This window comes from Burkholderia sp. KBS0801 (assembly GCF_005937855.2).
GTDB lineage: Bacteria > Pseudomonadota > Gammaproteobacteria > Burkholderiales > Burkholderiaceae > Burkholderia > Burkholderia ambifaria.
Genome location: NZ_CP042178.1, coordinates 2,014,471 through 2,029,114, shown reverse-complemented (window position 1 = coordinate 2,029,114; position 14,644 = coordinate 2,014,471). Strand labels below are relative to the sequence as shown.

Here is a 14,644-nt window from a genome sequence, read left to right as displayed (position 1 = left end):
CACGGTGATTCCGCATTCGTTCCTGCAGGATTTACTGAACCGCGTCGATATCGTCGACGTGGTGGGCCGGTACGTGCAGCTCAAGAAGGGCGGCGCCAACTTCATGGGGCTGTGCCCGTTCCATAACGAGAAGAGCCCGTCGTTTACCGTCAGCCCGACCAAGCAGTTCTATCACTGCTTCGGCTGCGGCGCGCACGGCACGGCGATCGGCTTCCTGATGGAGCACGCGGGGCTCACGTTCCCGGAAGCCGTGCAGGAACTCGCGCAATCGGTCGGGCTGACCGTGCCGCACGAGCCGTCGATGCGCGGCGGCGGTGGGGGCGGTGGCGACTATCCGGCACCCGTGTCGAAATCGGTCGCGACGGCGCTGTCCGACGTGATGTCCGCCGCGTGCGACTACTATCGCAAGCAGTTGCGCGGCGCGACCGTCGCGATCCAGTACCTGAAGAACCGGGGCCTGACCGGCGAGATCGCCGCGCGCTTCGGCCTCGGCTATGCGCCGGACGGCTGGCAGAACCTCGAAACCGCGTTTCCCGACTACCGCGACGAGTCGCTCGTCGAATCGGGGCTCGTGATCGTCAGCGAAAAAACCGACGCGCAAGGCGTCGCGCGACGCTACGACCGGTTCCGCGAGCGGATCATGTTCCCGATCCGCAACGTGAAGGGGCAGGTGATCGGGTTCGGCGGCCGCGTGCTCGGCAGCGGCGAGCCGAAGTACCTGAATTCGCCCGAAACGCCGCTGTTCAACAAGGGTAGCGAACTGTACGGGCTGTTCGAGGCGCGCCTCGCGATCCGCGAGCGCAAGTACGTGCTGGTGGTCGAGGGCTACATGGACGTCGTCGCGCTCGCGCAGCTCGGCTTCCCGAACGCGGTCGCGACGCTCGGCACGGCGTGCACGCCGATCCACGTGCAGAAGTTGCTGCGCCAGACCGATACGGTCATTTTCAGCTTCGACGGCGACTCGGCCGGCCGGCGTGCGGCGCGCCGCGCGCTCGAGGCGTGCCTGCCGCATGCGGCGGACAACCGGACGATCCGATTCCTTTTCCTGCCGTCCGAACATGATCCGGACAGCTACGTACGCGAATTCGGCGCGCAAGCCTTCTCCGAGCAGGTCGAACGCGCGATGCCGCTGTCGCAATTTCTGTTGAACGAAGCAATTGCCGGCAAGGCGCTCGATCAACCGGAAGGTCGCGCGAAGGCGCTGTTCGACGCGAAGCCGCTGCTGCAGGCGCTGCCTGCTAACGCGCTGCGCGCGCAGATCATGCACATGTTCGCCGATCGTCTCGATATCCCGTTCGAGGAAGTCGCGGCGCTGTCGGATGTCGATGCACGCATTGCCGCGCCGGCGCGCCACGCGCCCCCGCGCAGCGAGCGGCGGCGCGTGACGGACAGCGAAAAGCGGGCGTTGCGTACGCTCGTGATGCATCCGCGGATCGCGTCGCAGCTCGACGACGAGCAACTTGCGACCCTGCGCGCGCTGCCGCGCATCGGCGAGCTGTTCGCCGAAGTCGTCGAGCATGCGCGTGCGCTGGGCGACGGCGCGGAGTTCCGGTTGCTGTCGGACGTGCTGCGCACATCCTCGAACGGGGCGACTTACGAGGAAATCTTCCGCGAAATTCTGGACTATGATGAAAACGTCCGCGACTTGCTGTTACAGAATCCGGAAGACGAGACGGTGCCTGAGCGGCAGCGCGAACAGGAGCGGATCGCGGGCGAGGAGCTGCAGGCCGCGGTGCTCAAGATGCGTTACGACGCATGCTGCGACCGGCTCGATCGGCTGGCGCGGCAATCCACCTTCACACCCGAGGAACTGGCCGAATTGACGGAATTGAACCAGCAGCGAACCGACATGAAGCGTCGGCTCGGGCTGTAGGCGGCCGGGGCGCCAGGAGAGGGCTCCCCAGCGTGCTATAATATAAGGTTTCCAGCGGTTTGTTTTCCAAGCAGAGGCGAGAATCGCGATGGCAAAGACGACAGGCGGAAAGAAAGCAACGGGCAAGGGCTCGACGGAGCCGACCACGAAGGTCACTGCGGCCAAGTCTGCTTCTTCCACCAGGACAACGTCTTCGGCCACGTCAGCCCCTGCGGGAAAGAAAACCGCGGCCGGCACTGCTCAGGCTGCGCCGGCGTCGGCAGCCAGAACACGGGCTGCCGCCAGACCCGACTCCGGGCCGGCCAAGCCGGCGGCGAAGCGGGCAAGTGCGAAAAGCGCAAGGGACACGACTGCCGCCGCGGACGAAACGGCAGTACGTACTACTCATGCACCCACGGTTCAACCGGCTGTCGTCCAGCAGCCGCGAGTCGATATAGCCGGTACGGCGAACTCCATGACCAAAAAGCTGAACGAAGTATCCGTCGATGACGACGCAAATCAGAGCGACGAGCAGCCCGCACCCGCGGCTGCTCCGGGCAAATCCAAGGTGCGCGATCGTCGCGCCAAGGAAAAGGCGCTGCTGAAGGAAGCGTTCGCGACGAGCACGCCCGGCACGGCCGAGGAGCTCGAAGAGCGCCGCGTGAAGCTGCGCGCGCTGATCAAGCTCGGCAAGGAGCGCGGCTTCCTCACGTATGCCGAAATCAACGACCACCTGCCGGACAACTTCACCGAGACAGAAGCCCTCGAAGGCATCATCGGCACGTTCAACGACATGGGCGTGGCCGTATACGAGCAGGCACCGGACGCGGAAACGCTGCTCCTGAACGACAACGCGCCGGCCGCGTCGTCGGATGATGAAGTCGAGGAAGAAGCGGAAGTCGCGCTGTCGACCGTCGATTCGGAATTCGGTCGCACGACCGATCCGGTCCGGATGTACATGCGCGAGATGGGCACGGTCGAGCTGCTCACGCGCGAAGGCGAAATCGAGATCGCGAAGCGGATCGAGGACGGCCTGCGCCACATGGTGATGGCAATTTCCGCGTGCCCGACGACGATCGCCGACATCCTCGCGATGGCCGAGCGCGTCGCGAACGAAGAGATCCGAGTCGACGAGCTCGTCGACGGCCTGCTCGATCCGAATGCTTCGGACTCCGCCGATACGGACGGTTTCTCCGCGAAGGAAGCCGAAGCGATCGAGAACGAGGATGAGGAAGCCGAAGAGGAAGAGGAAGAAGAGGAAGAGGAGGACGATGACGGCGCCGCACAGGCAACCGCCAACGCCGCCCAGCTCGAAGCCCTCAAGCGTGCTTCGCTCGACAAGTTCTCGCAGATCAGCGAGTGGTTCGACAAGATGCGCCGCGCGTTCGAGAAGGAGGGCTACAAGTCGAAGTCCTACCTGAAGGCGCAGGAAACGATCCAGACCGAACTGATGACGATCCGCTTCACCGCGCGTACCGTCGAGCGTCTGTGCGACACGTTGCGTGCGCAAGTGGACGAAGTGCGTCAGGTCGAACGTCAGATCCTGCACATCGTCGTCGACAAGTGCGGCATGCCGCGTTCGGAATTCATCGCGCGCTTCCCGGGCAGCGAGACGGACCTCGACTGGGCCGAGAAGATCGCGGCCGAGGGGCATTCGTACAGCGCGGTGCTGTCGCGTAACATCCCGGCGATCCGCGAACAGCAGCAGCGTCTGCTCGACCTGCAGGCGCGCGTCGTGCTGCCGCTGAAGGACCTGAAGGAAACCAACCGCCAGATGGCGGCCGGCGAACTGAAGGCGCGTCAGGCGAAGCGTGAAATGACCGAGGCGAACCTGCGTCTCGTGATCTCGATCGCGAAGAAGTACACGAACCGCGGCCTGCAGTTCCTCGACCTGATCCAGGAAGGCAACATCGGCCTGATGAAGGCGGTGGACAAGTTCGAATACCGTCGTGGCTACAAGTTCTCGACCTATGCGACGTGGTGGATCCGTCAGGCCATCACGCGTTCGATCGCGGACCAGGCGCGCACGATCCGTATTCCGGTTCACATGATCGAGACGATCAACAAGATGAACCGCATCTCGCGGCAGATCCTGCAGGAAACCGGTCTCGAGCCGGATCCGGCAACGCTCGCCGAGAAGATGGAGATGCCGGAAGACAAGATCCGCAAGATCATGAAGATCGCGAAGGAGCCGATCTCGATGGAAACGCCGATCGGTGACGACGACGATTCCCATCTCGGCGACTTCATCGAGGACAACAACACGGTCGCGCCGGCGGATGCCGCGCTGCACGCAAGCATGCGCGACGTCGTGAAGGACGTGCTCGATTCGCTGACGCCGCGTGAGGCGAAGGTGCTGCGGATGCGCTTCGGTATCGAGATGAGCACCGATCACACGCTCGAGGAAGTCGGCAAGCAGTTCGACGTCACGCGTGAGCGGATCCGTCAGATCGAGGCCAAGGCGCTGCGCAAGCTGCGTCACCCGAGCCGTTCCGACAAGCTGAAGTCGTTCCTCGAAGGGAACTGATTTCCAGCGTCTCACTTGCGAACGCCGCCGGTATCCACGTGATGCCGGTGGCGTTTGTCTCCTCTGTCGTCTTTGTTGTTACAATGCCGGCCCGGCTTCGTTGCCGGAGCGACAGGTAGCACGCCTTGCTTCTCATCTGGGCCCCTAGCTCATGCTTGGTTAGAGCAGCGAACTCATAATTCGTTGGTGCCGGGTTCGACTCCCGGGGGGCCCACCAGATTCTCTTCCAGATCGTCCAGGGAAGTTGTGTGCCGTTAAGCATAAGTTGTCCACCTGGACACGTTATGCCTTATTTCCTGATCGGCCACGTTTTGCTTGATCGGGATAGGCTGTATGTTCGGAAGCTTGTTTCTCGGTGCAACCGACCGCGATTGGACGCAAAAAAGCCGACCCACCGGGTCGGCTTTTTTGTTTCTGATGCCCACCAGGCATGCCTGGCTCTGTCATCAGACATGGCGACGACACTGCGGAATCGCGCATACACCACGCGGTGACTTGACGGTGCTGCAGTCGTTCGAGAACGAAGACATGTTCGACCGGCGTGTCGGCGACTGGCTTGTCACGATCGCGCTTATGAGACTGAACTGCAACGTGAACGCCTGAACTTCGCACCTATCGGTGCAAGAGCGAAGAAACTGTCCCATCGACGCCTTCGTTGCAAGGGCACTGGACGTTGGGAGCCTCGCCTTCTGCGACAATTGACGAAATCCAGAAATCCTTGGCGTTTTATGAAGAGTACAACCCCGACGATCCGTGATGTGGCAATGGCAGCAGAGGTATCGGTCGCAACCGTATCGAAGTACGTCAATGGGACCAAGCGCTTCTCGCCGGAAGTGGAGTCGCGCCTTAAAGCGACGATCGAAAAGCTGGGCTACCAGACGAGCCCGCTTGCACGTTCCATGATTACGGGGCGCACGCGGACCATCGGCCTCGCGATTCTGGACATCAGCAATCCGCACTTTGCGAGTGTCGTGAAAGGGGCCAACCGGATCGCGCTCGCACACGACTACACGCTGCTGCTGGTCGATACGGAAGAGGACCCGGCTCGCGAGCGTTCGCTGATCGAGGCGCTCGCGCAACGCGTGGACGGATTGATCGTGAGTTCGCGCCTGACGGAGCGCGAAGCCGCCTGGATGTTGACCTTGAAAAAGCCGGTCGTGATGCTGCGACATCTCGATGAACTTGCCATCCCGACCGTCGGTATCGACAACCGTCTTGCCACCTATATGCTGGCCCGGCATCTGCTCGACCTCGGGCACCGGAAGATCGCCTATCTCGGGTTTGGCCAAGCGTCGATCGATTCCGAACGGACTCGCGGCGCAAGCGAATGCCTGGCGGAGCACGGGCTGTCGCTCGATGTCTACGACGCCCATGCACCGACATCCATCGCGGGCGAACAGGCATGCTCCAGGATCCTGCTGGGCCCCCGCCGGCCGCACGCCGTGATCTGCTATAACGACCTGATTGCGCTGGGGTTCATGAAAGGCGCGAAAGCGCTCGGATTTCAGCTGCCGCGGGATCTCGCGGTCACCGGAATCGACAATGCGCCCTATGGCGAATATTCGGAACCCTCGCTGACGACGGTCGATACCCAAAGCGAGAAGATGGGCGAGCTTGCGACTCGCAAGGTCGTCGAAGCGCTCGCAGGCAAGAACGACTCCGCGCGCCTTCTGCTCGAACCTCGCCTCGTCGTACGAGACTCGACGTCGATTCGTCCGCGGTCCTGAGTGTCGCTGGGAGTCGACAGCATCCGGCGGAACTCCTTTCTCTTCCGTTACGCCCAGGCGATACCGTGTGCCGTCTTCGCACGCCCTGAAGGATAAACGGTTACCCGTTCGGGCGCGCGTCGGGTTTTCCTTTGAGCGAAAAGACGATCCGATAGGCGTTAATACCGACTAGAAAAACCGGGGCAGGCGCTCTATTCTTGGATAAACGTTTTCCCAAAGTGCATCTCTGAGTGGCGAGTGACGAGCGGAGCCGCGAGAGAGGCACGCTGCGCGATGTCGCGACCGGTTGCGAAGGGGACGTCGTCGAGGGCAGCGCGCCGGCCCGCCACGGGTGGCATTGACGCGCGCTTCCATCGCCCGACAATGCATCGGGGCAAGCTGGCGGCGTCGAAGCGACGAATTGAATCTAAGTACTGCAAAACATATCGAACGATCGTCTGTAGAGACACAGGAGCGAGACATGGGAATTTCGGTCAGGAAGTCGGGGGTCTGTCTGGCAGCTGGACTGACGGTGCTGTTAGGAGGGTGCGGAGGCAGCAGCGATAGCAGTTCGGCTGCATCGTCGCCGGCCGGCAATTCATCGCCATGGATGAATAAGTCGTTGAAGCCCGAACAGCGCGCGACCTTGCTGGTGGCGGCTATGGCACTGCCAGACAAGGAAGAGCAACTGGTGGGCGGCCCCGGCGTGATTGCCGAGCTCCCGCAATGTTTTGGCGCGCGCCATATTCCCGGACTCCCGAAATACCACATTCCGACGCTACGCATCACCAACGGACCGGTCGGTATCGGCCAGAACGATTGCGTTCCCGCCGGCTCGGCGTCGAGCGGCGCCGCGGCGCTGACGAGTGCGGCATCTGCCAAGGCGACGGCGCTGCCGTCCGCGATCGCGGTGGCAGCGTCGTTCGACCACGCAGTGGCGACGCAATTCGGCGACGTGATCGGCAAGGAAGGCGCAAACCTCGCGCTTCACGTGTTCGAAGCACCCGGGATGAACTTGGCCCGGCTGCCGGTCGGCGGCAGAAACTTCGAGTACATGGGCGAGGATCCGTATCTCACTGGCACAATGGGTGTCGCCGAGATCCAGGCGGTCCAGTCGCACGGAATGATCGCGATGGCGAAGCATCTCGTCGCGAACGAGCAAGAGACGAACCGGATGACCATCTCGGAAAACGTCGACGACCGGACGTTGCACGAGCTCTACCTGCTGCCGTTCGAAATGGCGGTCAAGGACGGTCAGGTGGGTGCCGTCATGTGCTCGTACAACTCCGTCAACGGCTTCTCGATGTGCGAGAACAAGCACATCCTGACCGACGTGCTGCGCGGGCAATGGGGTTTCGGCGGTTACGTCCAGTCGGACTTCTTCGCCGCGCACAGCACGGCGGGGACGATGCTCGCCGGGCTGGACAACGAGATGCCGGGCGTGATTATCCCGGGCGTGGCGACCTGGTGGACGCCGGATAAGCTGAACGCCGCGCTCGCAGCCGGCGCGATCAAGACGTCGGATATCGATACGGCGCTGGCCCGCCGATATACGCAGATGTTCAAGGCAGGCATCTTTGATCGTGCGCTGGTTCAAACGCCGATCGATACCGTCGCAGACGGCGCCGTTGCGAAAGCCATCGGCGAGCAATCCGCGGTGCTGCTGCAAAATGACGGCACGCTGCCTTTGAGCAAGGCGGTGCAGAACGTCGTGATCGTCGGGAAGGCTTCGCAGGTGTTTGCTCAGCAAGCGGTGGCTGGCGGCAGCAGCATCGGCAACCCGATGGGGGCCGGCGGCGGGAGTTCGGACGTGGTCGCGCTCTATACCGTTTCGCCCCTGCAAGGGATCCGCGACGTGCTCGCCAATCTCGGCAATTCGACGGCGACGGTCCACCTGGTTCTTGTCGACGATGCAAACGCGAATGCCACCATCGACGGCGCGGCGGCCACATTTGCCGCGGCCCAGTCGTTGATCGGTAGCGCCGATGCAGTTGTGGTGATGGCCGGATCTATTGCGGAAGAGGGCGCGGATCAGATCACGTTCGTCGATGCGCAGGGCTTGAGCCTCGACGCCGGCAAGTACCTCAACACGCTCGACTGGTACGGGCCGAAGGCCAGTGCGCTGACGACGACCAGTACCGTCAAGAGCAGCAATACGCTTGCCATGATCCAGAGCGTGGTTGCCGCGAACCCGAAGACCGTTCTCGTGCTCAAGGACAATGCGGTCGAGGCGCTCGACCCGACGCTCCTCAAAGGCGGCGCGTCCGCGCCGGCCGCGATACTCGAAGCGTGGTTTCCGGGGCAAGAAGACGGGCACATCGTCGCGGACCTGCTGTTCGGCGTGACGAATCCGTCGGGCAAATTGCCTGTGACGTTCCCGCAGGTCGGTCAGGGCTTCATGGATTCGATCAATGCGGCGCAGTATCCGGGCGTGGCGGTCAACGGGGTACCGACCGTCACCTACACCGAAGGGCTCAACATGGGTTATCGCTGGTACGACGCGATGAGCAAGAGTCCCGCCTTCGAATTCGGGTTCGGCCTTTCGTACACGACATTCACGATTCAGAACGCCGCGGTTTCGTCGGGAAGCAACGGCACGTATAACGTCACCGCGTCGGTCACCAATACGGGGAAGGTAGCAGGCGCTGAAGTCGTGCAGGTGTACGTCGGCTTGCCGTCGTCGTCCGGCGAACCGCCGAAGCGTCTGGTCGGGTTCCAGAAGTTTTTCCTGAATCCCGGCGCGTCGCAGACGGTCACGATCAACATCGATCCGAAGGCGAACAACCATCCGTTGAGCGTGTGGGACAAGGACGCGCAGGTGTGGTCGGCGGCAAGCGGTACCACGACGGTGTATGTTGGAAACTCGTCGAGAAGTCTCAGTGCTGCGGGGACTATCGTCCAATAAACGAAACGTTCGTGCCCACGCGAGGAAAGGCGGTCAGGTCACGCTCGAAGTGCTGATCTTCGAGCGTGCCTGCCATTGAGCCCGTCCGGCTCATTTGCTGTTGAAGCCCATATCCATCGCGGTGGACGATGGATCGCTATTCGCAGACGCGTCATCACCGTGGCCGCGGAAGTTGCCCACTACCCCCATCACATTCTGACGAACGGCGACGCCATACCGCAGATCCATGCCGCCGCCATCGGCGCACACATTAGCGTGCGGATTTAGCGGCAACCTGCTTATCAAGCGCGTCGTGCGCACGCGTCGCGCTATCGGCGTCCACGCGGTCAGCCAAGACGTGTCCGAGTTGGCGCAGTTGGCTTTGCGTGAGGCCGACATTCATGCTGATGCGCATGTGCGCTTGTAATTGCGGCTCCACTCCACTGCGCTGGCGCGAGGGACGGCCAGCGGACCGAAGTCACCCAGGCGCGCCGGGTAATCTGACGAGGCACGGTTCCCGCAATCGCCCAAGCGTCCAGCATTAGGCAGTCGACTGTAGCAGGAAGGTTTCCTCGGAATGGTCAATGGCAGTCAAGGCAGCTGGCGCCAGAGAGAATCGGAAGGGCGCCAGCGGGTCGGTTTCAGGCGGGCATCGGCTCGCGGCCGAAGGCTTCGAGTTCGCGCGCCAGCGACTGCGCGGCCAGTCCGACCAATGCGCGGCCTTTTTCGCGCGTGGCCAGGCCGGGATCGGAGCCGATGCGTCCGTCGGGGAAGCGGGCGCGGAAGTCGAGGGCGTCGCGGATCGGGCCGGTATTCGCTATCGGCGGCGCGTAGTCGGCCGACTTGATCGAATCGGGGAAGGCCCACTGTGTAATCGCAATCTCCGACGGGGTGGCATGCGCGCCGTGGCCCGTCGGGAACTGCTCCCGCGCCAGTTCGCCGACGCCTTCAAGATCCCACCAGTTGCAAAGCTTCAGCGCGAAACCTGCGCGGCGACGCGCAAAGCTGGCTTCGGCATAAAGTTCGGAGAACGCAGCATCGATCGATGAGACATTGCCGCCGTGACCATTGAGGAACAGGATTTTCTCGAAACCATGTGCCACCAGCGAGCGGGTCCAGTCGCCGATCGCGGCAATGAATGTGGACGGGCGAAGCGAGATGGTGCCGGGAAAGCCGAGGTGATGCTGTGCCATGCCGATATTGAACGTGGGTCCCACGAGGATATCGGCGGATTTTTCCGCTTCACGCGCGATGATCTCGGGACACAGCCAGTCCGTGCCAAGCAGTCCGGTGGGGCCGTGCTGTTCGTTGGAGCCGATCGGCACGACGATCGTGCGGCTGCGCGTGAGGAACTGCTCGATTTCGGACCAGGTGGAAAGATGTAGAAGCATGACGACTCCTTGTTACGACTTTGCGGGTAGCTTGTTGGCGAGAATGATCAGTGCGGCGATGATCGGCAGCGTGGCCAGGATCAGCATGCCGAGGTGCAGGTTGCCGGTGGCCGTCTTGGCCCATCCGATGATGGCCGGGCCCCAGAAGCCGCCCGAAAGCCCGATCGTGTTGATCAGCGCGATGCCGCCTGCTGCCCCGGGGCCCTTGATGTATTCGGAGGGCATGGCCCAGAACACCGTGTAGGTCATCCACAGTGCGCAGGTACCGAGCGTGAGCAGCACCAGCGATGCGGCGAGATTGCCGTCCACGAGGGTGGACGCGGCCAGCAGCAGGCCCCCGATGGTTGCGGGCACCGCACTATGGAAACGGCGTTCGCCCGCCCGGTCGGACCGGCGCCCCATGTAGTACATGCCGAACGCCGCTGCAAGATAGGGCAGGGCCGAGTACCAGCCGAGTTGTACGGTGTCGCTCACGCCCTGGACCTTGATGAGGGTCGGCAGCCAGAAGCTGATCGCATAGATGGCGGCGATGATGCAGAAGTACGCGAAGGCCAGCACATAGACCCGGACGTCACGCGCCACGGCGAGGAAAGAGTGATTGTGCCCCGCCGCGGATCCGATCTCGCTCGCGAGCAGGCGCTTTTCGTCCTCGGTCAGCCACGCCGCGTCGGCCGGCCGGTTCGGCACGAAGAACAGGGCGAGCACGCCGAGCAGGATACAAGGCAGGCCCTCGACCAGGAACATCCATTGCCAGCCGGCCAGTCCGCCGGCGCCGGACAGCGCGGTGATCAGCCACGCCGATACCGGTCCACCGACAATGCCGCCGAGCGGGCCGGCAAGGAACACGACGGCGATGGCGCGCGCCATGCGCTGCGGGCCATACCAGCACGAGAGGTAGTAGATCATGCCCGGCGCAAAGCCCGCTTCGAAGATGCCGAGCACGAAGCGCATCGCGTAGAACATCGGCACGTTACGTACGAACAGCATGCAGGCTGACGTAATGCCCCACAGCACCAGGATGCGGCTGAAGGTCTTGCGCGCGCCGATGCGCGGCAACATCAGGTTACTGGGTATCTCGAATAATACGTAGCCGATGAAGAAGATTCCGGCGCCCACGCCGTACGCGGCATCGGAGAAGCCGAGGTCGCTTTGCATCTGGAGCTTTGCAAAGCCGATGTTGACGCGGTCGAGGTAGGCGAACAGGTAGCAGCTCAGCAGGAACGGCAGTAGTCGCCAGTTGATCTTGCTGTAGAGGTTTGAGGTGTCGCCTACCGCACTTTCGCTCGGGATTGCCAGCATGCCAGTCTCCAATGTCGTACGTGGTACCGCCCTGATGCATCGGATAGTGGCAGCGCGACGCGCAATCACCAACAGCAACCATGTGCACACTTCGTTGCCTGCAGGGCAACGCATCTGGTATGGTGGGCATGCCGATAGTGGCGGTAATCACCGGGTGGATGGTTCGACATGCGTGAAATCAATCAGCAGCGGCTGCGCTACTTCCGCGCAGTGCTCGAGCAAGGGACCATCCGCGGCGCCGCCGAGAGCCTGAACACCTCGCCGTCGGTGATTACCCGGCAGATCCGGCTGCTCGAGGACGAGCTTGGCGCGACGCTGTTCGAGCGCCAGGCGCGCGGCGTCAGGCCGACCGAAGCCGCCGCGCACCTGCTCGAGTTCTGGCGCGGCTACCGCTCGCATCAGGAGCGGCTCGAGGATCAGCTCCACGCGCTCAAGGGCCTGAAGCAGGGGCAGGTCCAATTGGTCCTGAGCGAGGGCTATGTGGATGCGCTGGTCAACGAGGTGCTGGCGCCGTTCTGTGCGCAGTACCCGTTGCTCGACATCGGAATGGAGATCCTCGGAGTCGATCAGGTGCTCGAAGCCGTGGCGGAAAGCCGCGCGCACCTCGGGCTTGCCTTCAACCCGCCGCCGCACCCGCGTATCGAGTATCTGGCGAGTTCGTCGCAGGCGGTCGGGCTGCTGGTGCGGTCCGGCCATCCGCTGGCATTGCGCGGCGGCCCGGCCAGCGTCGAGGACATGTTGTCGTGGCCGCTGGCCATGATGCCGGCATCGTTCGGCGTCGGCCATGCGGCCAAGATGCTCGAATTCGCGGAGAACATTACGATACGGCCGAAGCTGGTCACCAATTCGCTAACGGCGCTCAAGCAGTTCGTCGCCTACGAAAACTACATGACGCTGATCGGCGGCGAATTCGCGGCATATCGGGAGATCGCCGCCGGCACGCTCACGGTGGTGCCGATCGATCATCCGCTCTTCAAGGGCACCCAGGCGCGGTTGCTCGCGAAGGCAGGGCGGCCGTTACCGGCGGCCGCCCTCAAGCTCCTCGAACATATTCTGCGGGACATGCCGATGTTCGCGCGGGGCGGCGAGTAGCAGAATAAACGGACAGGTCATGGCCCAGTCGGTTGACGCTGGCCGGCTGGCCGGCCGGATTGCGATGCCGCAACGCTTCGCGGGTTTTTCTTCGTGCGCCGCCTGAATGTGTCGAGCGTATTGAACACGTCCGCGCCGGCGCCGCCTGTCGTATCGCCGCCACCGGGAAAACACGGAGCGCGTGCGGTCCCGATATCAATCGAAGTATGCTGTAGCGCGACCTGCGCGCACGATCGGGATTCGTCGAGCACGCGAACTGCAGACCAGCGCCGCGCTCCGTCCGGCAGCCATAACAAACACACACCGACTTCGCCCGACAGTGCGGCGACCATCATGATCATGCTGCGTTCGTGGGGTGCGATTCTCTCGTTGCTGATGCTTGCCGCATGCGCCAGCCTGCCGCCGCAAATCGATCGCGAGCCGACGCATGCATATACCGACACCGCAAACACGCGCCTCGGCATCGCGTTCAGCCAGCAGGCCGCCGCCCATCCGGGGCAGGACGCGTTTCATCTGCTGCGTGATCCCGTCGACGCACTCGATGCGCGCGTGCTGCTTGCCGATCGCGCGGACCGCTCGCTCGACCTGCAGTACTACATCTGGCACGACGACCTGACCGGACACGAACTCGCCGACGCGATCATCCGCGCGGCCGATCGCGGCGTACGCGTGCGCGTGCTGCTCGACGATCTCGGAACGAATGCGGACGATCGCAAGCTGCTCGAAATCAGCTCGCATCCGAACATCGAGATCCGGCTGTTCAATCCGGTCGCGACGCGCCACTTCAAGAAGATCGGCACGGTGTTCGAGCTCTCGCGCGTCAACCGGCGCATGCACAACAAGGCGATGATCGCGGACAACCAGGCGGCGATCGTCGGCGGCCGCAATATCGGCGACGAGTACTTCGGCGCGTCGTCGATGCTGGAATTCGGCGACCTCGACGTGGTCGTGCACGGTCCCGTCGTGAATGACATCTCGACCGAGTTCGACACGTTCTGGAATTCGCCGTATGCGTTTTCGGTCAATGCGCTGGTCGGGCATGACGCCGCGCCGGGTGGCCTCGAGCGCGAGCGCGAACGGCTGCGCGATTACCTGCGCGCGATGGAGGACGATCCGTACGTGCTCGAGGCGCGCCAGCGGCTCGACCAGATCGTGCATGGCCAGGGCACGGAGTTGTCATGGGGTCGCGCGACGGTCCTGTACGACGATCCGGCGAAGATCGCGCGAGCCCCGACGGACAGCGAAGGACACCTGATGCCGCAACTGCGCGCGCTCGCGTTGCGGCCCGAGCATGAACTGCTGATCGTGTCGCCGTATTTCGTGCCGGGCAAGGACATGGTCGAGCGGCTGCGTGCGCTCACGGCGCGCGGCGTGCGCGTGACGATCCTGACCAACTCGCTCGCGTCGACCGACGTCGCGGCCGTGCATGCGGGTTACCGGCGCTATCGGCGGGAGCTGGTCGAGGCCGGCGTGCGGCTTTACGAGCGGCGGCCGTCCGGCGACACGAGCATCTCGAAGCAGGTCATCATCGGTTCTTCACGTGCGTCGCTGCATGCGAAGACCTATGTGTTCGATCGCAAGAGCATCTTCATCGGTTCGATGAATCTCGACCCGCGCTCGCTGAACCTCAACACCGAGATCGGCGTTTATTGCGAAAGTCCGGCCATTGCGTCCGACGTCGCGACGGACCTGGAGCCGCGGCTCGATCAAATCGCGTGGCGGGTCGAATCGAGGACCGATCCGTCCGGCAACGGGCGGCTCAAGTGGATTCAGACCGACGCGGACGGAAAGGCGGTCGAGCTCGATCACGAACCGGAAGTGTCCGCGGCGCGGCGCATGGAAGTGTGGTTTCTCGGCTTGTTTCCGATCGAATCGCAGCTGTGATCGCGTTTC

9 protein-coding genes, 1 tRNA gene and 1 pseudogene are annotated in these 14,644 nt (G+C 63.2%); 7 read left to right on the top strand and 4 right to left on the bottom strand.

The window, feature by feature from the left end:
- The first annotated feature begins 4 nt into the window (after positions 1-4).
- The 5 genes from dnaG to FFI87_RS25940 all read left to right on the top strand — a co-directional run bounded on the left by dnaG (position 5) and on the right by FFI87_RS25940 (position 8,990).
- Positions 5-1,873, top strand: coding sequence for a DNA primase (gene dnaG, locus FFI87_RS25960; RefSeq protein ID WP_138848546.1), 1,869 nt, complete (start codon positions 5-7; stop codon positions 1,871-1,873).
- Positions 1,874-1,961: 88 nt separating this feature from the next.
- Positions 1,962-4,379 (top strand): RNA polymerase sigma factor RpoD, encoded by a 2,418-nt coding sequence (gene rpoD, locus FFI87_RS25955; protein ID WP_012365637.1) that lies wholly within the window; start codon positions 1,962-1,964, stop codon positions 4,377-4,379.
- Positions 4,380-4,517: 138 nt separating this feature from the next.
- Positions 4,518-4,596 (top strand) — tRNA-Ile (locus tag FFI87_RS25950).
- A gap of 511 nt (positions 4,597-5,107) precedes the next feature.
- Positions 5,108-6,106 carry a LacI family DNA-binding transcriptional regulator gene (locus tag FFI87_RS25945; RefSeq protein WP_138848547.1) on the top strand — a complete coding sequence of 333 codons (999 nt, stop codon included), beginning with the start codon at positions 5,108-5,110 and terminating at the stop codon, positions 6,104-6,106.
- Between the two features lie 460 nt (positions 6,107-6,566).
- On the top strand, positions 6,567-8,990 hold the full coding sequence (locus FFI87_RS25940; RefSeq protein WP_138848548.1) for a beta-glucosidase family protein: 2,424 nt from the start codon (positions 6,567-6,569) through the stop codon (positions 8,988-8,990).
- Between the two features lie 250 nt (positions 8,991-9,240).
- Here the strand turns inward: FFI87_RS25940 and FFI87_RS35390 are convergent.
- The 3 genes and pseudogenes from FFI87_RS35390 to FFI87_RS25925 all read right to left on the bottom strand — a co-directional run.
- Positions 9,241-9,411 (bottom strand): annotated as a pseudogene (locus tag FFI87_RS35390) (carboxymuconolactone decarboxylase); the annotation flags it as partial.
- Positions 9,412-9,610: 199 nt separating this feature from the next.
- Complete coding sequence (locus tag FFI87_RS25930; RefSeq protein WP_138848549.1) at positions 9,611-10,360, bottom strand: creatininase family protein; 750 nt, start codon at positions 10,358-10,360, stop codon at positions 9,611-9,613.
- Positions 10,361-10,372: 12 nt separating this feature from the next.
- Positions 10,373-11,659 (bottom strand): MFS transporter, encoded by a 1,287-nt coding sequence (locus tag FFI87_RS25925; protein ID WP_138848550.1) that lies wholly within the window; start codon positions 11,657-11,659, stop codon positions 10,373-10,375.
- Positions 11,660-11,827: 168 nt separating this feature from the next.
- Between FFI87_RS25925 and FFI87_RS25920 the strand changes: the two genes are divergently transcribed.
- Positions 11,828-12,751 (top strand): LysR family transcriptional regulator, encoded by a 924-nt coding sequence (locus FFI87_RS25920; RefSeq protein WP_012365644.1) that lies wholly within the window; start codon positions 11,828-11,830, stop codon positions 12,749-12,751.
- A 17-nt stretch (positions 12,752-12,768) separates the two neighbouring features.
- On the opposite strand, the gene FFI87_RS25915 is transcribed toward FFI87_RS25920, so the two are convergent.
- A complete protein-coding gene (locus FFI87_RS25915) occupies positions 12,769-13,092 on the bottom strand; it encodes a hypothetical protein (protein ID WP_261378584.1) in 324 nt (107 codons plus the stop codon).
- On the opposite strand from FFI87_RS25915, the gene FFI87_RS25910 reads away from it, so the two are divergent.
- Positions 13,085-14,635 carry a phospholipase D family protein gene (locus FFI87_RS25910; RefSeq protein ID WP_138848551.1) on the top strand — a complete coding sequence of 517 codons (1,551 nt, stop codon included), beginning with the start codon at positions 13,085-13,087 and terminating at the stop codon, positions 14,633-14,635. The genes FFI87_RS25915 and FFI87_RS25910 overlap by 8 nt on opposite strands.
- Positions 14,636-14,644 lie beyond the last annotated feature (9 nt).